Source organism: Pseudomonas sp. SBT1-2 (assembly GCF_028640875.1).
GTDB classification, from domain to species: Bacteria; Pseudomonadota; Gammaproteobacteria; order Pseudomonadales; family Pseudomonadaceae; genus Aquipseudomonas; species Aquipseudomonas chlororaphis_I.
This window is the reverse complement of the sequence record NZ_JAQZAA010000088.1, coordinates 1-22,268: the sequence shown is the minus strand read 5'-3', so window position 1 is coordinate 22,268 and position 22,268 is coordinate 1. Positions and strand designations below refer to the sequence as shown.

General features: G+C 59.8%; 16 protein-coding genes and 1 tRNA gene. 9 read left to right on the top strand and 8 right to left on the bottom strand.

All coding sequences use genetic code 11. The features are described 5' to 3' along the window. Positions 1–17: 17 nt before the first annotated feature. From PVZ78_RS18640 to pgsA, 3 genes are all read right to left on the bottom strand, one after another. The gene (locus PVZ78_RS18640; protein ID WP_273829056.1) at positions 18–6,647 is read right to left on the bottom strand and encodes a DUF3320 domain-containing protein; all 6,630 of its coding nucleotides are present in this window, start codon (positions 6,645–6,647) and stop codon (positions 18–20) included. 464 nt (positions 6,648–7,111) lie between these two features. After that, positions 7,112–7,187: transfer RNA gene (locus PVZ78_RS18635), tRNA-Gly, on the bottom strand. Between the two features lie 63 nt (positions 7,188–7,250). Next, entirely contained in the window at positions 7,251–7,811 is a 561-nt protein-coding gene (gene pgsA, locus PVZ78_RS18630) for a CDP-diacylglycerol--glycerol-3-phosphate 3-phosphatidyltransferase (RefSeq protein WP_009049612.1), read from the bottom strand. A gap of 362 nt (positions 7,812–8,173) precedes the next feature. Here pgsA and PVZ78_RS18625 point away from each other — a divergent pair, with 362 nt between their 5' ends. Together PVZ78_RS18625 and PVZ78_RS18620 are read left to right on the top strand one after the other, a co-directional pair. Continuing rightward, on the top strand, positions 8,174–9,304 hold the full coding sequence (locus PVZ78_RS18625) for a polymorphic toxin type 44 domain-containing protein (protein ID WP_273829055.1): 1,131 nt from the start codon (positions 8,174–8,176) through the stop codon (positions 9,302–9,304). Then, positions 9,291–9,707: a hypothetical protein gene (locus tag PVZ78_RS18620; protein ID WP_273829054.1), complete on the top strand. Its 417-nt coding sequence runs from the start codon at positions 9,291–9,293 to the stop codon at positions 9,705–9,707. Before PVZ78_RS18625 ends, PVZ78_RS18620 begins: the two co-directional genes overlap by 14 nt. Before the next feature lie 8 nt (positions 9,708–9,715). Here PVZ78_RS18620 and uvrC read toward each other — a convergent pair whose 3' ends face one another. The 3 genes from uvrC to PVZ78_RS18605 all read right to left on the bottom strand — a co-directional run bounded on the left by uvrC (position 9,716) and on the right by PVZ78_RS18605 (position 12,694). Further along, positions 9,716–11,539, bottom strand: coding sequence for an excinuclease ABC subunit UvrC (gene uvrC, locus PVZ78_RS18615; protein ID WP_273829053.1), 1,824 nt, complete (start codon positions 11,537–11,539; stop codon positions 9,716–9,718). 2 nt (positions 11,540–11,541) lie between these two features. Then, a complete protein-coding gene (gacA, locus tag PVZ78_RS18610; RefSeq protein ID WP_009049615.1) occupies positions 11,542–12,183 on the bottom strand; it encodes a response regulator transcription factor GacA in 642 nt (213 codons plus the stop codon). A gap of 145 nt (positions 12,184–12,328) precedes the next feature. Next, positions 12,329–12,694 carry a helix-turn-helix domain-containing protein gene (locus PVZ78_RS18605; RefSeq protein ID WP_007924437.1) on the bottom strand — a complete coding sequence of 122 codons (366 nt, stop codon included), beginning with the start codon at positions 12,692–12,694 and terminating at the stop codon, positions 12,329–12,331. An 81-nt stretch (positions 12,695–12,775) separates the two neighbouring features. On the opposite strand from PVZ78_RS18605, the gene PVZ78_RS18600 reads away from it, so the two are divergent. After that, entirely contained in the window at positions 12,776–13,006 is a 231-nt protein-coding gene (locus tag PVZ78_RS18600; RefSeq protein WP_009049616.1) for a DNA-binding protein, read from the top strand. A gap of 56 nt (positions 13,007–13,062) precedes the next feature. On the opposite strand, the gene PVZ78_RS18595 is transcribed toward PVZ78_RS18600, so the two are convergent. Next, the gene (locus tag PVZ78_RS18595) at positions 13,063–13,509 is read right to left on the bottom strand and encodes a GNAT family N-acetyltransferase (protein ID WP_124340401.1); all 447 of its coding nucleotides are present in this window, start codon (positions 13,507–13,509) and stop codon (positions 13,063–13,065) included. Continuing rightward, on the bottom strand, positions 13,506–14,264 hold the full coding sequence (locus PVZ78_RS18590; protein ID WP_273829052.1) for a carbon-nitrogen hydrolase family protein: 759 nt from the start codon (positions 14,262–14,264) through the stop codon (positions 13,506–13,508). The genes PVZ78_RS18595 and PVZ78_RS18590 overlap by 4 nt, the downstream gene beginning before the upstream one ends. A 642-nt stretch (positions 14,265–14,906) precedes the next feature. On the opposite strand from PVZ78_RS18590, the gene PVZ78_RS18585 reads away from it, so the two are divergent. From PVZ78_RS18585 to PVZ78_RS18560, 6 genes are all read left to right on the top strand, one after another. Next, positions 14,907–15,998: a 3-deoxy-7-phosphoheptulonate synthase gene (locus tag PVZ78_RS18585; RefSeq protein WP_273829051.1), complete on the top strand. Its 1,092-nt coding sequence runs from the start codon at positions 14,907–14,909 to the stop codon at positions 15,996–15,998. A 212-nt stretch (positions 15,999–16,210) separates the two neighbouring features. Further along, positions 16,211–16,492 carry a peptidylprolyl isomerase gene (locus PVZ78_RS18580; protein WP_007924449.1) on the top strand — a complete coding sequence of 94 codons (282 nt, stop codon included), beginning with the start codon at positions 16,211–16,213 and terminating at the stop codon, positions 16,490–16,492. 135 nt (positions 16,493–16,627) lie between these two features. Then, complete coding sequence (locus PVZ78_RS18575) at positions 16,628–18,496, top strand: extracellular solute-binding protein (RefSeq protein WP_273829050.1); 1,869 nt, start codon at positions 16,628–16,630, stop codon at positions 18,494–18,496. Continuing rightward, complete coding sequence (locus PVZ78_RS18570; protein WP_025810099.1) at positions 18,496–19,557, top strand: microcin C ABC transporter permease YejB; 1,062 nt, start codon at positions 18,496–18,498, stop codon at positions 19,555–19,557. Before PVZ78_RS18575 ends, PVZ78_RS18570 begins: the two co-directional genes overlap by 1 nt. Beyond that, positions 19,557–20,579 carry an ABC transporter permease gene (locus PVZ78_RS18565; RefSeq protein ID WP_124324830.1) on the top strand — a complete coding sequence of 341 codons (1,023 nt, stop codon included), beginning with the start codon at positions 19,557–19,559 and terminating at the stop codon, positions 20,577–20,579. Before PVZ78_RS18570 ends, PVZ78_RS18565 begins: the two co-directional genes overlap by 1 nt. Positions 20,580–20,622: 43 nt before the next feature. Beyond that, entirely contained in the window at positions 20,623–22,197 is a 1,575-nt protein-coding gene (locus PVZ78_RS18560; protein WP_273829049.1) for an ABC transporter ATP-binding protein, read from the top strand. Positions 22,198–22,268 lie beyond the last annotated feature (71 nt).

The following is a 22,268-nucleotide window of genomic DNA, read 5'->3' as shown; positions in this document are numbered from 1 at the left end:
TCTTACAATGAGTGCTATTAGTATTCGCGTTTTTGGCGAATCGCTTTCTCGATCCTCAATCGGCCTGCATGAGCAAGTTTGCTAACACCCGCCTCTTTAGCAACTGCATAGACCAACGTTTCGCCCTCATGGCCTCTTAGAGCCATCTCTTCAGCGAGAGCAGACAACTCTGGAAGGCAAATCTCAGCAAGCCCTCGAGTGGAGTCATCGTCACCCGCTCTACGGAACACGACACTGTTGTCTGTTTCGAGATGAGCAGGCCAGAAAAAGGACCCAATCTGCTCTTCCTCGTGCGATCTGAACCGCGCACGAGCGATCTGATCAACGCGATCACGTATACGTGAGCCCGTGCGAACCCAACCATGTGCCCGAGCAATACGCCTCGCTAGCTCAGTGTCCAGTACCGGCCCTTCTTCAGACACCACGTAAGCAATCATCTGCTCCAGCGTGGGCGTGTAGCTCGGATCAAAGAAACGATCTGGATCGACACCTTCGACTGCTTGGCTTGGGTCTGTTTCCCTGTATAGCGGATAATTCTGCACAGGGGTAAACGCAACCACTTCTTCAGCAACGCTCAATGTCGCCGCCTTGGCATATTTCAACTCCGGTAGTGCGCCTTCAAGGTCATTGGCAACGGGGGTGGTCTCTTCCGCCATTACAATACTTACCTGATCTACAACCTCAATGACCTTGGCAACAGCTGCGTCTATTTTCAGTCGCTCTGCCTCTTGCGCAGCATCAATGACCGCCTGCTTGGCACGCGATTCAGCCAGGATTTCATTCAAGCGCTGATGAACCTTCTCAGCCGTCCCGACGGCATCAACCCACCAATCCGTTGACCAAATCCGTACGATCTCCCAACCCAACCCCCGCAGCACGAATTCACGGAGCTTGTCACGATCTCGAGCTGTGGCACTACGGTGATAGGTGGCGCCATCACACTCCACTCCAGCAAGGAACCGACCAGGTGCGTCTGGATGAACGATACCCAAGTCAATACGGAACGAAGATACGCCAATCTGCGTGTGTACTTGCCAGCCCTTCTTTGCAAGCGCGGCTGCGACTGCTTCCTCGAACGGACTATCAAAGCCACCAACACTCCCAAAATTCGCCTCCGCCAGGGCTCGAGGACCACGCTCAGCGAATTCCAGGAAGTGTTTCAAGTCACGCACACCTAGCGCCTGTGTGCGAGCCAGATCAATGTGCTCTGGACGTAAGGTAGAGAACACCACCAGCTCCTGACGGGCGCGAGTGATGGCTACGTTCAAGCGACGCTCGCCACCGGGACGGTTCATCGGCCCGAAGTTCATGGACAGAACGCCCGCAGCATCTTTCCCGTACGTGGTCGAAAAGTAGATGATGTCTCGCTCATCACCCTGAACGCTTTCCAGGTTCTTGACAAACACTGGTTCAAGCTCGGACTCAGAGAAGTAAGAGTCCAGCGAAGGATCCTTTCGGCATGCCTCATCCAGCATGTCCATGATGAGTTTCTGCTGCTCGCCATTGAAGGTTACAACCCCCAGGGTCCGTCTGCTTTCACGGAACGTTGGTGACTGAAGACGAGTGATCAGATCGGCAACCAAAGCTCGTGCTTCAATCAAGTTTGTTCTCGACCCGCCTTTGTCATAGACACCCGCAACTGAGCAAAGCCTTACCGCTTTATCAGCTGTAAACGGCGACGGGAAGGTCACCAACTTAGACTGGTAGTAGCGCTGATTCGAGAAGGCGATCAGGCTTTCATGACGACTACGGTAGTGCCAGTTGAGATTACGCATTGGGAGATTCGCACTAATACACTCGTCCAGGATGCTCTCCAAATCAGCCTCAACATCCTCGTCATCAGCCGTCGACTCAGCTCGGTCAAAGAAGGACGTCGGAGGAAGTTGCTTGGGATCACCTACCATCACCACCTGACGCCCTCGAGCCATTGCACCGATAGCGTCCCAAACAGGAATCTGAGAGGCCTCATCGAAGATCACGAGGTCAAATGGACTGGAAGCGGGAGGCAGGTATTGGGCGATGGATAGCGGACTCATCAGCAAGCACGGCGTCAGCTTGGTCAGCGCCTCCGGTGCACGATTCATTAGCTCGCGCAATGGGATGTGCTTCGTCTTCTTGCCCATCTCGTGACGCAACAGCCCCCATTCCGAAGAACGACTCACGCTGTCTTGGCTTGGAAGATCCGCGCACAAACGAGCACGAAGCCAATCCTTGGTCAACTCTGTGAACTTATCATCCAATGTCCGGAAATCGCGAATGCGCTGCTCGTGCTCGACGCTGACGAATGTCCGGATCACTTCCTCGTTGTCCACCGTGGTGTTCAGCCACCAGCGAGCATAGTTAACTTCCAGCACGCGACGGACTTTGCCTGAGGAGATAGCACCGGTTTCCATCGCTTGAACAATCGGTGCCAAGCCAACGGCATATGCCTCGTCGCGAACTTTCCGCCAGGCACACCATGCTTTGAGTCGTGATTCGGACGAGACAACAATTTCGCAGTTTTGCTTGAGCTCACTCAGCCCCAGATCAACTGCTTCGTTGATACCCGACTCAGTGAAGTGCCCTACTGCCATCAAGTGTTCTGACCGGCCGCCTAACTGCTCAAGCTTCTCGCGAAGACTGACGCCCGCAATAGCAATGGCACCCTCTGGCTCTAGTAATGCGTTGCCATCCCCCAGCAGAGTGTGAAGCGGCGATTTATAGCCAGCGACTTGCTCAGGATTGAGCGCTAGTTTGGCAATCGCGATGGCCAGCCGGCCCTGGAACTCAATCGCCTGTCGAGCAGGCTCGACCTTTGTCTTCAAATCGTTCCAGAGTGGAATAACTTCACGCAGGTCGACCAGTTCCGACAGCTCTCGTTCAATCGCCGACCTTTGTTTCAGTAACTCGAGGTCGCCTTTCAAAGAGGATCCGCAGCCCCCTTCCTCCACTTGAGGGTGATCATCAACCAGACGGCCACGCTCCTCAATGTCACGTCGTTCAGCTTGGAAGCGTAGCGCTGCAGCCAGCAACTCGGTGTCGGAGTGCAGGCCTTTCCAAAGTTCAGCAGTATCAGCACTCAGATCTGCCAGCTCGCCGAGATCAATGTCGAAACGAGTGATGGTACGCAGCCGGGCGAGCTCTGCCTTCAAAGCTTCACCAAGGTGACCTTGCTCAATCAGCTGGAACTCCTCATCCACCCAAGTGGCATCATCTTTCTGATGCCTGATGGCCTCCTGTAGTTTGATTGCCGCTGCGAGGTGGGCCGCTTCGGATTTCGCACCTTGCCAAACAGCAACGCACTCATGACCCGGTTCCAGTTCATCAATCGCTCTGCGTACCGAGCGGATCTCAGTCCATGTGGTGAGATCCTTACCAATATCTGCTTCATCGGTGGCGGTCTGAGTCGAGGTCATTACTCCGGTAATCCTGCGCTTGCCGAACCAAGACTTAGGCCAGAAAGCCTCCTCTGCTTCTTTCCACTCGCGCTGCAGGAGCTCTACATCTAGAGCCTCAATTGCGTCTCCATATTTAACTGTTAGCTGCTGCTTGAGACCGTCAATCCGACTCAGCATCTCCAACGCTTGATGGAGTACCTCTGTGACGGTTTGCGGCCAGGCTGGGCCCAGCTCTGCAAAGGTCGCGCGACGTTGCTTCAGAAGGTCGATACCACGTTTGACTTCAGAAACAACGCGGGAAGACCAAATAGGTGAGAGCCTGGCATTGATGTCACGATGCTGTTCGACCCAGGCGCAACCGTCACTCAGCCGCTGAGACAATGAGCGGGCATCTGGCCGCAAAGCGAAGCGCCAATCCTGGCCGGCAGCCGTAGGTAGCACTTGCGAGAGTATCGACAGCCCCTCAAGGGTAGAAGGTGTGTATGCCGTAGCAGGCAGTCCGGACAACTCGACGAAGCGATCGGCAGATCGCTGTGTTTCAAGGACAGCGGGAAGTACATCACGGGCCGCCTGTACGAATTGCTGCTGCCAATAAGGCGACCACTCCGCCTGGCCAACAGCCGACAAGGCGTTGCCAGTTAACTGACCATAACCCACGTCTTGAGCATTAACCTCAAGACGGTCGCCCAGCTCTCGGAGCTCAAGCATGGCTTTCTGGTCATGTACCTCAGGGGATGCCCAGCCGAGTGGAGCTACTGGCTCATCAGTACCTGATGTAACCACACCAATCGCATCGTAAATTGAGTAACCGTTGCGATGCCGGCGGTGCAGACGCTCGACATAAATATTGAGGCCATCTCGAAGCGAGGCGAGTCGCTGCGCTTCCACTTCCCACGCAGCAGAGTCGACCTGCCCCTTCGCTTCCCAAGCGGACTGCAATTGAGCCAGAACATCAGTCTTTCGAGCCTTACTGGAATGAAGCTCGAGGCAAAACTCACCGAGGCCAATCTCACGTAGACGCCTATATACAACATCCAGAGCTGCAATTTTCTCTGACACAAAAAGTACACGCCGCCCCTGTGCTATCGACTGAGCGATCATGTTGGAAATTGTCTGACTTTTACCGGTACCCGGCGGACCTATAAGAACGAAGTCCTTACCCTTTGCTGCGCCCATCACTGCAGCAAGCTGGGATGAGTCCGATGGCAGCGGGCAGAACACATCGGTTGGGCCATAGTCGCGATCCAGCGACTCAGCTTCGGGGAAAGGAGTGTCGGAGATGAACGAATCTCGCGGCGTATCGAGCAGGTGCTGGACAACAGGACTCTGCCGAAGGTGTTCTGCGTTCTCGGCAAGATCTTTCCACATGAGATACTTGGCGAAAGAGAACATCGAGAGCACGACGTCCTCACTCAGTTCCCATCCAGCGATGTCCTTGATCGCATGACCGACCTTTTTCCAGATGCCTGCGATGTCCAGGCCCGAATCATCCCGCGGCAGCTCGTGCTCTAGCGATCCAAGACCAAGCTCGAAGTCCTGACGCAACATCTCAATCAGCGTCGGGTTAAAGCGTGGTTCGTCATCATGCAGCACCATGGTGAAACCGGAACGAGCGCTCTTGCGCTCCAGGGTTACTGGTACTAAGACCAAGGGCGCTCGATACTTCTGGCCAGCCCTATCCTCTCGCGTCCAGCTCAGGAAACCGATGGCCAGAAACAAGGTGTTGGAACCGCCTTCCTGTAACGCGGTTCGAGCGCTTCGATAGAGTTCGGTAAGTCGAACATCCATCTCCGTGGCAGTCAGTGCCACAAACACCTCTTTGCGTTTCAGGGCATCCTCAGCATGACGGCGACGAACATCCTCTCGTTCGCGCTGCTCATAGAGCGCACGCTCGCGCGGGTCTGCTCCATCCATGAGATCAGGCCTGGTCAACAGTTTCAATGCCTGTCCACTGGAGAGAATGTCCTCCAGCGCTCCTGGATCAGGAGACTCAAGTTTCAGCGCCCGCTTACCCATTTTGAAGTTGAGCAAGTTGTTTCGGAGTGAAAGATCTAGGAGTTTGCGCTGCCACCGACCTAGGCGATCTGCCGGGTCAAGCTTGGACAGATCCTCAACCTGAACCTCTCCGTTATCGTCCGAAATGTCGAGGCCTTCCTCGACCAACAATAATGAGTTTTCATCTGACTCAGCAATAGCTGCACGCGCTATCTGCGCCTCTGAACTGGCTAGCGGCTTGATGCGTTGCAAACGAGCGCGACGAATATCCAACAGCATTTCAAAGTCGCTTTCGGTGTCTTCAGCTATCTGTTTGCTGCCCTGCTCTACTGCGTACGAAAATGGTGGTATTGGACTGTGAGTAATCAGCGTGGTCTCAAACAGCACAAGCTCCTGGAGTTTCACACGTTTACGCACGGCAGTGACGTCATCCACTAACGTAGTCGTGAACTCTTCAGGCTTGAGCCACAAACCTGCGAAGGCATGCCCACGGGTGAAGACAATAACCGGGTTGAGGCCAACTTGCTCCAATGCCGCACAGAAGAGCAGAGTGAGGTCTAGGCAAGTGGCCAAGCCGGAATCGGCAATTTGACTGGGACTGCGAACCTTCTGCCCTGACTGTTCGAAGCTCGCTGGCGGTAATGCATAGTCCAGCTTCATCCGTGCCACTGCCCCCCAGACTGCCGAAGCCAACTGCCAGGCACGCTTGGGACCACCTTCATAACCATTGAGGGCAGATGACTTATCGCTCAGGCGAAGCAGCTCAGCGGCCTGTTTAAGCAGACGCTCTACGGCTGCGTCATTGGGTTGGACGAAAGCAGCGGTCATATCTGGGATATGCCTGAGGCCGCCCCATTGATTCCTGGGAAGAAGATCGACAATTTGCTCAAGCCGAGCAACTTCCCTCCGGCCACCCTCAGCTTCCTTGTCATCGACCTCAAGAACAAACGTGAAGGTGGACATCTCGGCTTCTGTCAGACGGGTCAACAGAGGACCGTCCAGAACCAGATCAAGGCCTGGTATTACTCGAAAGGTGTCAGGAGCGATCTCATCAATTCGCCAAACCTTCGACTTGAATATCTCAGGAGATGAAGTAAGTGTGAGGGTGGCGCTGACGAAGCGATAACTCGTCTCATTCGAAATACGAAGCTCTCGAATCACCGGGATGGCGTTCTGGAAATCTGCGAGGTTCAGCTTCGCCACTAAAGTGGCGAGGATCTTAATCTCTTTTGGCTGTTCTTCGAGGGGAGTGACAGACTGAACGATGTCGTCCATACGCAACTATCCTTGTCGTAATGCCCAAGGGAGTGCAGGCGACTGCCCGGTCAATTGGGCCCCGCTTGAGCTGATGGCGAGATGATAGCCTGTCTGCTCACAGCCGTAATGGGCCTTTAGTCGCCGATCTCCGCTTCCGCGAGTCAGGTCCGCTCCAGCGCGGCAAAAGGGAAAGAAGCAAAAAGCCTCGGAACAACTAAGCAAGATCGTCGTAGGCTATCGAGGGAAAAGCGCCCTGCCTCAAAATCCGCTCTAGTAAAAAGTCACGTCATGCCAAGGCTGCTACGTCCAAACGAGTCTTGAACCAAGGGGTGACGGAAAACAGACAGAGAAATGCACTTAAAACCACTGGATACTGCTGGAACGCAGCCGACGTCAGTGGAATACCGCACAAACGAAAAAAGGACCCGAAGGTCCTTTTTTCGATCGCTGCAGAGTTAAGTGGAACTCTGTAGCGCTATGTTTGGAGCGGGAAACGAGACTCGAACTCGCGACCCCGACCTTGGCAAGGTCGTGCTCTACCAACTGAGCTATTCCCGCGTCTTGGTGGTGTGCATTCTATAGAAATTCGAAACGGCGTCAACCCCTTGATTCAAAAAAGTTTTATTTCTTTTCCACATCGGTCTTCAGATGCGGCCAGGCAGCGCGCAGGTACTGCAGCATGGACCACAGGGTCAGCCCTCCTGCGATCAGCAACAGGGCATAACCCAGCAGCACCCAGAAAGTGAAGGCCGGCGGGTTGGCCAGCAGGATCACCAGCGCCAGCATCTGCGCGGCGGTTTTCCATTTGCCCATGTTGGATACCGCTACTTGCGCGCGGGCACCCAGTTCGGCCATCCACTCGCGGAGGGCGGAAACGACGATTTCACGTCCGATGATCACCGCCGCCGGCAGGGTCAGCCACAGGTTGCCGTGCTCTTGCACCAGCAGTACCAGGGCCACCGCCACCATCAACTTATCGGCCACCGGATCGAGGAAGGCCCCGAACGGTGTGCTTTGCTCCAGACGCCGCGCCAGGTAGCCATCGAGCCAGTCAGTGGCCGCGGCAAACGCGAAGACGGAACTGGCGGCCATGTAGCTCCAGTTGTAAGGCAGGTAAAACAGCAAAATGAAGATCGGGATGAGCAGAACGCGTAGAACGGTGATCAGATTAGGGATATTCATCGGCACAACTGGCTACGAGGTGAGTTGGCAATCTACTCGAAAAAGACAGCAGATGAGCTAGGCACGGCCATTCTACGGGCTTCTCGCACAGCGTGTCTAACACTGTTCCAACACGTTGAACCCCTCGAAAGCGCAACTTCCCGGGGCCTGCGCGAGCAGGACAAGACTCAGTTCGCAAACCTGCTGGAACCATCATCTGTAGACGTAGTGCGGTGGCCATGCAGATTTTCCAGCCAGACTCTCAGCCCTCGCCAGACTCCATCCAAGTTCAGAATCGTCCTAAAGCCTTAGCCATCGCCGCTTGCTAGGTTTGCGGGGCTCTACAAAGAGCCTCGCGGATCAGTCAACGCAGGGACGATAAAATGCTCTCTTCTGCTCGCCTGGGCGACAAACACCTCTGCCCGCTTCCCGGTCACGGCACGACACCTATTGCTTGCGCTTCTGGTGACATAGACATCAACTTCATGGGAGCAGCCCGTGTGGGAGACACTTGCGGTTGTGGCGCGGTCATCACCACGGGGTTTCCCTCGATCATTCTGAATGGTCGTCCCATGGCCCATTTAGGGAGCCCCACCAGCCACGGCGGGACAATCATCACAGGGTCGGGTGATACTTTCGGTGGCTTTGTCATGGGGCCCGCTCCTGGGGCTGCCATCATCAACTTCGCAGCACTCGGCGTGTTTCGCCCGGATGGCTCGGTGGACGATGAAAAGATGGCGACCTTGTTGGCTGACCCGAAGCTGACCGAGAAGGCTAAGGATGCGAATGCTTTGGTCGATCCTAACGGGGCCCCTAAGGCGCCTGAGGAGCAGCCAGAGGAGAAGGTTTGTACCGACCCCGACCGCATGGAGGAACTGGCGAATTACATTGCCGATGAGATGAACCGCAACATCAACAGCCCGTCTGTGCGGCAAATGAAAGACTTGAATAGCTTTGACCCCGCAGCAGAAACAAGGAAATACGCGGAACTGCCCTTTTACATGCGCTTCGCTCTTGAGCCAGACTTCTACAGCTTGGCGCTGGGGAAGAAAGCGAAAGCTTTTGCTATCTGGACTGAGCGCGTAGGTCAGAACAGGCCATGGGACCATAAGCCAATACTGCAAAAACTCTTTGGTGAATACCCTTGGCATAAGCAAGGGGCCTATGAATATTTCTACGATATCTGGTCGAACATCCACTACGGATATGTGGGTGTCGCAGGTGGGCTTTCTGAGAGTGTCTTATTGGACGGTGCTGGTGTAGAGCAAATCGGATCAGACACTTGGCGCTTCATCAAAAACCCTAAGAAATTTGATGGCCCGCAAAGGACCAAGGGTGTTGAAGGTATGCGCGCATGGGATGATGTACCCGATAGGGTATCGATCATTATCGGGATGAGCCTATACAAGGAATACCCAAATGGTGGCCTTACAGGGAAGATCATTATGGACAAAGTGTTGGCAGTCCCCATAAGCGACTGGGCGAAAGGGGTTCAACCACATGTCTGCAAGTGAGAAAAAGCTCTACTTAGGGCGGTGGATTACAGGATTCGTTTGTTTCCTTATTGCATGCTGGTATTTGGCTTTGCCAAGGGTCGTCATTTACTACTCAGGCGATGGCTCAAAAGCATTCAAATACGTCTTCAATACGCAGCATTCAATATTTCGACGGGACTTGATGCCGGGAGAGACAACCGGTGATGCAGGGCATATTTTCCCCGATAAGGATTTCTTTATGATGTTCGATTGGTGGGCCGATACGACCCCGCCCCGGTGCATCTACATCACACCAAAGCGGTGGAGGACAATGGATATTTACCTTGATGGAAGCGGTAAGATCGACATCACTAAAACAGGCCCTGATGTTATTGCCCACCTGAAACAGTGTCCCGGTCAACCTGACCCTTTCCGCCCCTGAACTCTCCCCTACTCACTATGCAAATTCGCATAAATCAGTTCAGCGAGCTTTTTACTGATCCCCGGCGCCTTGGCTATCTCCTCGATACTTGCGCGAGACAGCTCCTGCAATCCACCAAAGTGTTTCAGCAGGTCGCGGCGGCGTTTGGGGCCGACGCCGGCCACGCCTTCGAGGGTCGAGGTGCGGCGGGTCTTGCCCCGGCGCGCGCGGTGGCCGGTGATTGCGAAACGGTGGGCTTCGTCGCGGATCTGCTGGATCAGGTGCAGCGCCGGTGAATCGCCCTTGAGGGTGAACTCATGGGCGGCATCGTTGAGGTAGAGGGTCTCGAAACCGGCCTTGCGCGTCGCGCCCTTGGCCACCCCCAGCAGGATCAGGTCGGGCACCGCCAGCTCGTTGAGCACGTCGCGGGCCATGGACAGCTGGCCCTTGCCACCGTCCACCAGCAGGATGTCCGGCAGCTTGCCCTCGCCGTCCTTGAGCTTGCTGAAGCGCCGGGTCAGGGCCTGGTGCATCGCCGCATAGTCGTCGCCGGCGGTGACGCCTTCGATGTTGTAGCGCCGGTAATCGGACTTCAGCGGACCTTCCGGGCCGAACACCACGCAGGACGCCACGGTCGCCTCGCCGCTGGAGTGGCTGATGTCGTAGCACTCCAGGCGTTGCGGCGGTTCGTCCAGGTTCAACACTTCGGCCAGGGCTTCGAAACGTGCCGCCACATGCTGGCGGTTGGCCAGGCGCGCACTCAGGGCCTGCTCGGCATTGGTCACCGCCAGTTGCTGCCAGCGCGCCCGCGTGCCACGTACCCGGTGGCTGATGCTCAGCTCGCGGCCGCGCAAAGCCTGGATCGCGGTGATCAGGGTCGGGAAGTCTTCATGGACCACGTTGACGATCAGCTCGCTGGGCAGGTCGCGCTCCGGGCTGCTGAGAAAGTACTGGCCGAGGAACGCCGACATGACCTCGGCCACGTCCTCCTCGATACCCACCTGGGGAAAAAAGTTCTTGCTGCCCAGCACCCGGCCGCCACGCACGCTGATCAGGTGCACGCAGGCGCCGCCCGGGTTGACGAAGGCCGCCACCACGTCCACATCGCCGCTGCCGCCTTCCATGCTCTGCTGGTCCTGCACCCGCCGCAGCAGGGAAATCTGGTCGCGCAGCTCGGCGGCTTTCTCGAAGTCCAGGGTACTGGCCGCCTGCTCCATGCCGGCCGACAGCTCATCGGTCAGGGCATTGCTGCGTCCTTCGAGGAACATCACCGAGTGGCGCACATCTTCGGCGTATACCTCGGCCTCCACCAGGCCGACGCACGGTGCCTTGCAGCGCTTGATCTGATACTGCAGGCACGGCCGGGTGCGGTTCTTGTAGTAGCTGTCCTCACACTGGCGGACCATGAAGGTCTTTTGCAGCAGGCTCAGGCTCTCGCGAATGGCCCCGGCGCTGGGGTACGGGCCGAAGTACTTGCCCTTCTGCTTTTTCGCCCCGCGATGGATGCTGAAACGCGGAAACTCACCGTCCGACAAAAACACATAGGGATAGGACTTATCGTCGCGCAACAGGATGTTGTACGGCGGCCGCCATTCCTTGATCAGCGTCTGCTCAAGCAGCAGGGCTTCGGTTTCGTTGGCGGTGATGGTGGTTTCGATCTGCGCGATACGCCCCACCAGGGCGGCGGTCTTCGGCGCCAGGCCAGTCTTGCGGAAGTAGCTGGCCAGGCGGCTCTTCAGGTTCTTGGCTTTACCGACGTAGAGCAGACGTGCATCGCCATCGAACATGCGATACACGCCAGGACGGCCACTGCAGGTGGAAAGAAAAGCACTGGGATCAAACGGGTCGTTCATTGTCAGGCGCTGGCATCGACCATGCCGTGGCGAACCGCCAGCAACGTCAGTTCGACATCACTGCTGATCGAGAGCTTCTCGAAGATACGGTAACGGTAGGTATTCACGGTTTTCGGAGACAGGCACAGCTTGTCGGAGATGATCTGCACTTTCTGGCAGCCGACAATCATCAGCGCAATCTGGATCTCGCGCTCCGACAAGGCGTCGAACGGCGATTCACTGGACGGCTGGAATGACTTGAACACCAGTTGCTGGGCAATCTGCGGGCTGATGTAACGCTGGCCGGCAAACACCAGACGGATGGCCTGCACCATTTCATTGAGGCCCGCGCCCTTGGTCAGGTAACCCGCCGCGCCGGCTTGCAGCAAGCGGGTCGGGAACGGATCTTCTTCACACACAGTGACGGCCACGACTTTGATATCCGGGTGACTGCGCAACAATTTGCGCGTGGCTTCAAGACCGCCGATCCCAGGCATCTTGACGTCCATGAGGACCACATCGGGTTTCAATTCCCGGGCCTTGAGCAGGGATTCCTCCCCTGACTCGGCCTGGCCGACCACTTGCAGGCCATCGATGTCAGCCAGCATTCGTGTAATACCTGTACGAACGAGATCATGGTCATCGACTACTAGCACCCTAATCAAGCAGACACCTCGCGATTTGGTCTTATAGGTTGCCGGACACCTTAGCAAAAAAGCAGCGTGCTGACCTAATGACAAGCGCCATATAAAAAGCACCTGTTCAACAGGGGTATCCGGTGGCTGGTTAATGCACTGCGAACGCCCTGCCCTAAGGCTCTCGGGCGTCCGCCTTTCTTTTCATGAGGCTGGAAACCGAAAGCTCGGCAAGGGTATGGGTCAGGTGCCGGATCGCGTCCTGATCTTCCTTGTACAAGGCCCGATAACTGACGAGGATTTTCTCTTCGCTCTGGCTGAGGTTATCGGCCCTGGTCGGGGTCCGCCTGCCGGTCACTATATAAAGGACATCGACTCCTTTTGCCGCCACCCGGGACAAATAGTCCGCCTTGGGTACCCGGTCTCCACTTTCATATCTGCCTTGGGCATTGGCTTCCACGCCGCCAACTTCACCAAATTTCTTCTGCGACAACCCCAGGCGTTCCCTTTCCTGTCTTAACCGCGAACCGATTCCACTCATTTGGATGTATGATCCTTTTTTATGCACCCCTAGGGGTGTTACACCCTTCAAGCATTGAACAAATTTGAACGGTTTTGAACTATGCCCGGTATCCGCACTGCCGCACAAGCCAAGGCCTGGCTTGAACATCAAGGTAAATCGGTTCAACAGTTCGCCCGTGAACACGGGGTCGACCCAGCCACCACCTACCAGGTATTGGCCGGACGCAAGAAAGGACGACGCGGTGAGGCGCACAAAGTGGCGGTATTGCTGGGTATGAAAGACGGCATCATCCTCGCCGAGTCCGAGGGGCCCGACCAGGAACCCGCCTGAGCCTCGCCTGTCGCCACACCGCTCGGAACGACCGCGCCGCGCACAGCAACCAGCGGCTACGCATCCGCGGCGCTGCTTCGCTCCATCCGCAGAAAACACTCATCTTCCCCGACCACCTTCAGCCCCATGCGCCCATAAAGCGCCTGCGCCGGGTTGTCCTTGAACACCGTCAACCGTAGCAGCCCACGCCGTTCGCTGCGCGCCATCGCCAGTACCTGTTCGATGGCCCAGGCCCCGGCACCTTGCCCGCGAAACGCTTCGAGCACATGCAACTCGCGAATATACAAAGCCCTGGAATCGCGACTCAGGCTGACGAACCCCAGCACCCTGGCGCCCTGGCAGATCAGCAGGTTCTCCCGACCGGCCCAGGCCACATCGAAAGCTTCGTCCAGCCACAACAGATCGTGACGGATGTAATACCCCAGCATGCAGCTGCGGGTCAGGTCGCGGGCAAAAACCAGATCCTCCAGGGTGCTGGCCGGACGCAGTTGGAAACCGTTCAAGGCGCTTCGACCCTCAGTTGCTGGCCACTCCAGCGCCCGGCGGTGCGCCGGGCGATCAACAGCTCATCACCCGTGCCGGCCGCGGTCACGATCAGCCCGCCATCCGGCCCCCAGATCGCGCTACGCCCGGCCGACACCCAGCCTCCGGTCGGCCCGCCGTGGTTGGCCATCAGCACCAGTATCGCGTGCTCCACGGCATAGCCCTGCAACAAGGCAGTGTCCGCGGCGTAGCCTTTTTCGCTGATCAGCACGCCGGCGGCATAGATGCCGGCACCGGACTGCGCCGCCGCGCGCGCATGGCTGGCCTGGGAGAAATCGGCGCACACCGCCAGGGCGACTTGGTCCTCGGCGAATGTGAGGTTCGCGCCACCCGTGCCGCGGCTAAATACCTGCTCCTCGCCAGCATGCAGATGCTGCTTGCTGTACACCGCCAGCGAACCATCGGCGGCCAGCACCAGGGCGCCGATCAACAGCGGGCCCTCGGCCGACAGGCGGATGGGCATGCCCACCACCGCCGTCACCCCCAGCTCCCGGGCCAGGTCGCGCAACGGCTGCAACAGCGGGCTCTGCGGCAATAGCGCCAGCTCGGCCGCCAGCGCCGGTTCGTAACCGGTCAGGGACAGCTCGGGAAACACCAGCAATTGCACGCCCTGCTCCGCGGCGATGCGGATAAAGGCCTGGTGCCGGGCGATATTGCCCGGCAGGTCGCCAGCGATGGAAATCGATTGGGCGGCGGCAAGGGTCAGCGGGGTCATGATGGGTCCTGAACAAGCACAAATAAGGGCGTGGCGAGTGTGTCATAAAACCTCAAAGCGCTTAACTCATAGGCACTGACAGGCAAGCTAATAGGAATTTCTGATTGAACCGCGCCCCCAGCCTCTAGTAAGCTCGGCCCACTTCACGGAGAAACAGCATGTCGTCCCTCACCCTTTCCCTGCATCGTCACACTGCCAGCGCCTCGCGCGTCGGTGCGGCTGCCTGGGTGAAAAACGCCTGCGCTCCAGCGAGCTTTTATTTTGGGTATTGGTTTAGCCACTGGCGCGCCTGATACCCAAACGGCGCCCACTTGAACGGGTCGCCTACCAGAGAAAATCTCACCCCCGGTCGGCCTCCCGACCGGGGGTTTTGTTTTTCTGGGCCGCAGATTTTTAACCACGACTTTCAAGCGACACACCGAACTTACCGAGGATTCAAACCATGAACTACGCCACTTATTACCGTTACGACACCTGCTGCGCCTGGCGATTTAGCAGCCTCCGTTCGGGACAGCCTGCCGCCTCCGATCGGTCACCTACTGGTGGCAAACACACCTGCACAGCCAATCCGGCCAATTGTCGAACACCCCAGTAGGGCCGCGCGCGGGACACCACCCGCCGCCTGCCCAGGAAGCCTTGAATATGAACTCGTCCGTCTCCGCTCTGCCGCTGTCCACCCGCAACTGCGCCAACGAAACCCTGACCCAGCGCCTGCCCAGCTCGCTGGAGCTCAAGCAACAACTGCCGCTCAGCCCGGCCCTCAGCCAGCAAGTCGCCGCCCATCGCCAGGCGGTGCGCGCCATCCTCAACGGTGAAGACTCCCGTTTGCTGGTGGTCGTCGGCCCCTGCTCGATCCACGATCCCCAGTCCGCCCTGGAATACGCCAGCAACCTCGCCAGCCTGGCCGCCGAGGTCAACGACGAACTGCTGCTGGTGATGCGCGCCTACGTCGAAAAACCGCGCACCACCGTCGGCTGGAAGGGCCTGGCCTACGACCCGCGCCTGGACGGCAGCGACGACATGGCCGGCGGCCTGACCCTGTCCCGTGAACTGATGCGTGAAATGCTGCGCCTGGGCCTGCCGATCGCCACCGAATTGCTGCAACCCATGGCCGCCGGCTACTTCGACGACCTGCTGAGCTGGGTCGCCATCGGCGCGCGCACCACCGAATCGCAGATCCACCGGGAAATGGCCAGCGGCCTGGGCATGCCCGTGGGCTTCAAGAACGGCACCGACGGCGGCGTCGGCATCGCCTGCGACGCCATGCGCTCGGCGGCGCACCCGCACCGCCACTTCGGCGTCGACAGCCAGGGCCATCCGGCGGTGATCCAGACCCCGGGCAACCCGGACACCCATCTGGTGCTGCGTGGCGGCCATCGCGGCCCGAACTACGATCGCCAGAGCGTGGCCCAGATCCAGCACGACCTGCAGAAGCTGAAGATCCCGGCGCGGATCATGGTTGACTGCAGCCATGCCAACAGCGGCAAGGATCCGTTGCGCCAACCGGCGGTGTTCGACGAGGTATTGGAGCAGCGCCTGCAGGGCGATTCGTCCCTGGTCGGGGTGATGCTGGAAAGCCATCTGTTCGAGGGTTGCCAGCCCCTGAGCCCGACGCTGCGCTACGGGGTTTCGGTGACGGACGGTTGCCTGGGCTGGGATGCCACCGAGCAGCTGCTGCGTAGTGCTGCCCGGCAGTTGCGCAACGCCCGGCAAGACATTCCGGCCTCCGCCTGATTCCGCCCTCTGTAGGAGCGAGGCTTGCCCGCGATGAACGATAACGCGGTGTAACTGACCCACCGCGTCGCCTGCATCGCGGGCAAGCCTCGCTCCTACAGATTAAGCACCTCGACCGGCCATCCTTTGCTGCAATGCCTTGACGGAACTTTGACGAGAAATAGGCCACACAATCCGGTAGGCTCACCACTTTCTTGAAAGGAGCAACTCCCATGGCCAAAGCCACTGCCCGTCATATCCTCGTTGCCAGCGAAGCCAAGTGCAACGAACTGAAAGCCGAGATCGAAGCCGGCGCCGACTTCGCCGAAGTCGCCAAGAAGAACTCCACCTGCCCATCCAGCCGTGACGGCGGCAACCTCGGCTCGTTCGGCCCAGGCCAGATGGTCAAGGAATTCGACACCGTGGTGTTCAGCGCCCCGGTCAACGTCGTGCAAGGCCCGGTGAAGACCCAGTTCGGTTATCACCTGCTGGAAGTGACCAGCCGCCAGGACTGATCCTGTCGCGATTTGCATGAACGACGGCCCGCCCCTTGGTGGGCCGTTGTGTTTGGGCCACCGCCCGCGCTGGTCAGCAGCGCGCCGGTAGCGTACAAATCGTGGTCATCGATCACCCGGCTCTTAAGGCTGACAATGCGCCTGCTTTTCCCCTCCCTGATCTTCACCGCCCTGGCCCTGCTGCTGGGGACCGCGAGTGCCGACGCCGCGCCGCAACACGCCTTGACCGTCTATGGCGAACCGGCCAAATACCCCGCTGGCTTCAGCCACTTCGCCTACGCCAACCCACGGGCGCCCAAGGGCGGGAGCATGCGCCGCTCGGCCATCGAGATCGGCCGTTTCGACCATGTGTTGCCCTACATCGACAAAGGCATCGGCGTCTCGCAACTCGACGGCTACATCTACTCGCCCCTGGCCCAGCGCTCGCTGGACGAGCCCTACACCGTCTATGGCCTGGTGGCAGAAAAGATGGAGCGCGCCGACGACGGCCTGTGGCTGCGCTTCTACCTCAACCCCAAGGCGCGCTTCGCCGACGGCAAGCCGATCACCGCCGCAGACGTGCGCTACACCTACAACCTGCTGATGACCCAGGGCAGCCTGCGTTATCGCACCCAGTTCGCCGACGTCAAGGACGTCGAGGTCGAGTCGCCGCGGGTGATCCGCTTCGACTTCAAGAGCAATGAAAACCGCACCCTGCCCCTGGATATCGCGACCCTGCCGGTGCTCCCCGAGCATTGGTGGAAGAGCCGCGACTTCGCCGGCGGCGGGGGTTACGAAGCGCCCCTGGGCAGCGGCCCGTACAAGGTGAGCAAGGTCGACAACGGCAACAGCATCACCTTCACCCGCGATGCCGACTGGTGGGGCAAGGACCTGCCGGTCAGCCGCGGCCTGTACAACTTCGACCGCTTCAGCATCGAGTACTTCGGCGACACCGACGTCGCCCGCCAAGTGTTGCGCGGCGGCGCCTACGACTACAACCGTGAGTTCTCCGCCACCGGCTTCTCCATCGGCTACGACAGCCCGGCCCTGGACGACGGCCGCCTGCAAAAGGCCCACCTGGCCAAGCAGGCGCCGCAACCGGCCCAGGGCTTCGTGTTCAACCTGCAAAAACCGATGTTCCAGGACCGCCGGGTGCGCCAGGCCCTGGCCATGCTCTGGGACTTCGAGTGGAGCAACCGGCAGATGATGCGCGACCTGTATATCCGCCAGCAGAGCTTCTTTTCCAACAGCGCCCTGGCCGCGCGGGCGCTACCGGATGCCGAGGAACTGAAAATCCTCGAACCGCTGCGCGGGCAGGTCCCCGACGAAGTCTTCACCCAGGTCTTCGAGGCACCAAAAACCGATGGCAGCGGCCTGATCCGCGACAAGCAACTGCAAGCCCTGGCCCTGCTCGAAGCGGCCGGCTGGAAACCCGACGGCGACACGCTGGTCAACGCCGACGGCGAACCGCTGCGCTTCACTTTCCTCAACAGCCAGAACGGCATCGAGCGCCTGCTGCTGCCGTACAAGCGCAACCTGGCGCAGATCGGCATCACCCTGGAAATCCGCCGCATCGACGCCTCGCAGTACGTCAACCGGCTGATGGCCCGCGACTACGACATGATCGTCACCGGCTACCCGGTGACCACCTCGCCGGGGCTGGAGCTGTATAACTACTTCGGTTCGGCGGCGGCCAACGATCCCGGCTCGAGCAACCTGATGGTGCTGAAGAACCCGGCGGTGGACAGCCTGATCAGCGGCCTGGTCAAGGCCACCAGCCAGCCGCAGATGCTGAGCTACGCCCACGCCCTGGACCGGGTGCTGCAATGGAACTACTACTGGATCCCCAACTACTACCCGCCGGGCACCTCAACCGTGTGGTGGAACCGCTTCGGCATGCCGGCCATTCCCGCCAGCAATGACGAAGCCATCGAAAGCTGGTGGGAAATGAGCCGCACGCCCCTGACCAACGAGCAAATGGCGGCCGAGCGCGTCCAGCGCGGCAAGCCTGGAGGGCCGCACTGATGCTGGCGTATATCCTGCGGCGCCTGCTGCTGATCATCCCGACCCTGCTGATCATCCTGCTGGTCAACTTCGCCATCGTCCAGGCGGCCCCCGGCGGCCCGGTGGAACAGGCCATCGCCCGCCTGCAAGGCATAGGTGGCGGCGGCAACCTCGGCGGTTCCAGCGACGGCATCAGCGGCAACTCGCGGGCCAGCCGTGGCCTCGACCCGCAGCTGATCAAGGACATCGAGAAACAGTACGGCTTCGACAAGCCGGCCCACGAACGCCTGTGGCTGATGCTCAAGAGCTACGCGCAACTGGACTTCGGCAAGAGCTTTTTCCGCGGCGCCACGGTCACCGAGCTGATCCTGCAAAAGATGCCGGTGACCATCTCCCTCGGGCTCTGGGCGACCCTGATCACCTACCTGGTGTCGATCCCCCTGGGGATTCGCAAGGCGGTGCACCACGGCAGCCATTTCGATATCTGGAGCAGCACCGCGATCATCATCGGCTACGCCATGCCGGCCTTCCTGTTCGCCATGTTCCTGATCGTGCTGTTCGCCGGAGGCACTTCGCTGAACTGGTTCCCGGTGCGCGGGCTGGTCTCGGAGAACTTCGAGCAACTGAGTACCATTGGCAAGATCGCCGACTACTTCTGGCACCTGGTGCTGCCGGTGACTTCCCTGGTGATCGGCGGCTTCGCCACCCTGACCATCCTCACCAAGAACTCGTTCCTCAACGAAATCACCCGCCAGTACGTGGTCACCGCCCGGGCCAAGGGCCTGAGCGAACGCCGGGTGCTCTACGGCCATGTGTTCCGCAACGCCATGCTGCTGGTGGTCTCGGGCATTCCCCAGGCCTTTATCAGCGTGTTCTTCGCAGGGTCCCTCTTGATCGAGGTGATCTTCTCCCTCGACGGCCTCGGCCGCATGAGCTACGAGGCGGCGGTGTCGCGGGACTATCCGGTGGTGTTCGGCTCGCTGTTCATCTTCACCCTGTTCGGCCTGCTGATAAAACTCATCGGAGACCTCTGCTACACCCTGGTCGACCCACGAATCGACTTTGCCGCGAGGAACGCCTGATGCTCAAGCTCTCCCCGCTGGCGCGCCGGCGCTTCGACCGCTTCAAGAAAAACCGCCGTGGCTGGTGGTCGCTGTGGCTGTTCGTCGGCCTGTTCATCCTCACCCTCGGCGGCGAGCTGATCGCCAACGACAAACCGCTGGTGGTCAGTTACCAGGGCTCGCTGTATTTCCCGGTGTTCAAGCGCTACACCGAGCAGGAGTTCGGCGGCCAGCTGCCGTTCCAGGCCGACTACCGCAGCGACTACGTGCAGAAGCTGATCCGCCAGGACGGCGGCTGGCTGCTGTTCCCGCCGATCCCGTTCAGCGAAGACACGCCCAACTACGAGCTCAGCCGCCCGGCGCCGAGCCCGCCGACCGCGGTCAACTGGCTGGGCACCGACGACCAGGCGCGGGACGTGCTGGCCCGGGTGATCTACGGCGCCCGGGTGTCGATCCTGTTCGCCCTGGCCCTGACCTTTATCAGCGCCCTGATCGGCATCGCCGCCGGCGCCCTGCAGGGCTATTACGGCGGCTGGGTCGACCTGCTGGGCCAACGCCTGCTGGAGGTCTGGTCGGGGCTGCCGGTGCTGTACCTGCTGATCATCCTGTCCGGTTTCGTCGAGCCGAACTTCTGGTGGCTGCTGGGGATCATGGCGCTGTTCTCCTGGCTGGCCCTGGTGGACGTGGTGCGCGCCGAGTTCCTGCGTGGGCGCAACCTGGAATACGTCAAGGCCGCCCGCGCCCTGGGCCTCAACGACCGCAAGGTGATCGTGCGGCACATCCTGCCCAACGCGATGAACGCCACCCTGAGCTACCTGCCGTTCATTCTCACCGGGGCGATTTCCACCCTCACCGCCCTGGACTTCCTCGGCTTCGGCATGCCGGCCGGCAGCGCTTCCCTGGGCGAGTTGATCGGCCAGGGCAAGCAGAACCTGCAGGCGCCCTGGCTGGGCCTGACGGCATTTTTCACCCTGGCGCTGATTCTCTCGCTGCTGGTGTTTATCGGCGAGGCGTTGCGCGATGCCTTCGATCCACGTTCTTGAGCCATGTTCCTGAGCCACGTTATTGAACCAGGCGGATACTGAAATGACTGACAACCTGATTGAAATCCGCAACCTCAACGTCGCCTTCGGCGAGCAGAAGGTGGTGCGCGACCTGTGCCTGGATATCCGCCCCGGCGAGTGCCTGGCGCTGGTCGGCGAGTCGGGTTCGGGCAAGTCGGTGACCGCCCATTCGATCCTGCAATTGCTGCCCGACTGCGACACCCACAGCAGCGGCAGCATCCGCTACCGCGGCCAGGAGTTGCTCGGCGCCGAAGCCCGGACCTTGCAGAAACTGCGCGGCGACCGCATCGCCATGATCTTCCAGGAGCCGATGACCTCGCTGAACCCGCTGCACAGCATCGAGAAGCAGATCGGCGAAACCCTGCTGCTGCACAAGGGCCTGGGTGGCAAGGCGGCCCAGGCGCGGATCCTCGAACTGCTGCGCCTGGTGGGCATCCAGAAACCCGAGGAACGGCTCAAGGCCTACCCGCACCAGCTCTCCGGCGGCCAGCGCCAGCGGGTGATGATCGCCATGGCCCTGGCCTGCGAACCGGAGCTGCTGATCGCCGACGAACCGACCACCGCCCTCGACGTGACAGTGCAGCGCAAGATCCTGCTGCTGCTCAAATCCCTGCAACAGCGCCTGGGCATGTCCCTGCTGCTGATCAGCCACGACCTCAACCTGGTGCGCAGCATCGCCCAGCGTGTGTGCGTGATGAAGGCCGGGCAGATCGTCGAACAGGCACCGTGCGAAACCCTGTTCAGCGCGCCGCAGCATCCCTACAGCCGCGTGTTGCTCAATGCCGAGCCGGAAGGCGAAGCCCTGCCCCGGGACGAGCGCGAAGTGGTGCTGCAGGTGGACGACCTGAACGTGCAGTTCCAGATCGGCGGCGGGCTGCTGCGCCGCAAGCAATACCTGCGGGCGGTGGACGGTATCAGCCTGAGCCTGCAACGGGGCAAGACCCTGGGCATAGTCGGCGAGTCCGGCTCCGGCAAGTCGACCCTCGGCCAGGCGATCCTGCGCCTGCTGGATTCCGAAGGCAGCATCCGCTTCCAGGGCGAGGCCCTCGACGGCCTCAATCAGAAGCAGTTGCGACCGTGGCGCAAGCAGATGCAGGTGGTGTTCCAGGACCCGTTCGGCAGCCTCAGCCCACGGATGTCGGTGCAACAGATCATCAGTGAAGGGCTGGAAGTGCACAGCCACTCCACGGCCCAGCAGTGCGAGCAGCAGGTGATCCAGGCGCTGGAAGAAGTCGGTCTGGACCCGGCCAGCCGCCATCGCTACCCCCACGAGTTCTCCGGCGGCCAGCGCCAGCGCATCGCCATCGCCCGCGCCCTGGTACTCAAGCCGGCGCTGATCCTGCTGGACGAGCCCACCTCGGCCCTCGACCGCACGGTACAGAAGCAGGTGGTGGCGCTGTTGCGCCAGCTCCAGGAGCGGCATGGCCTGACCTACCTGTTCATCAGCCATGACCTGGCCGTGGTCCGCGCCCTGGCCCACGACATGATCGTGATCAAGGACGGCAAGGTGGTCGAACGCGGCCCCAGCCACGAAGTGTTCGAAGCGCCGCAGCATCCCTACACCCAGGAACTGCTGGCCGCCGCCCACCCGGCCTGACCCTGCATTCTCCTGCAGGAGCGAGGCTTGCCCGCGATAGGCTCTACGCGGTGTGCCTGCAATACCGCAGC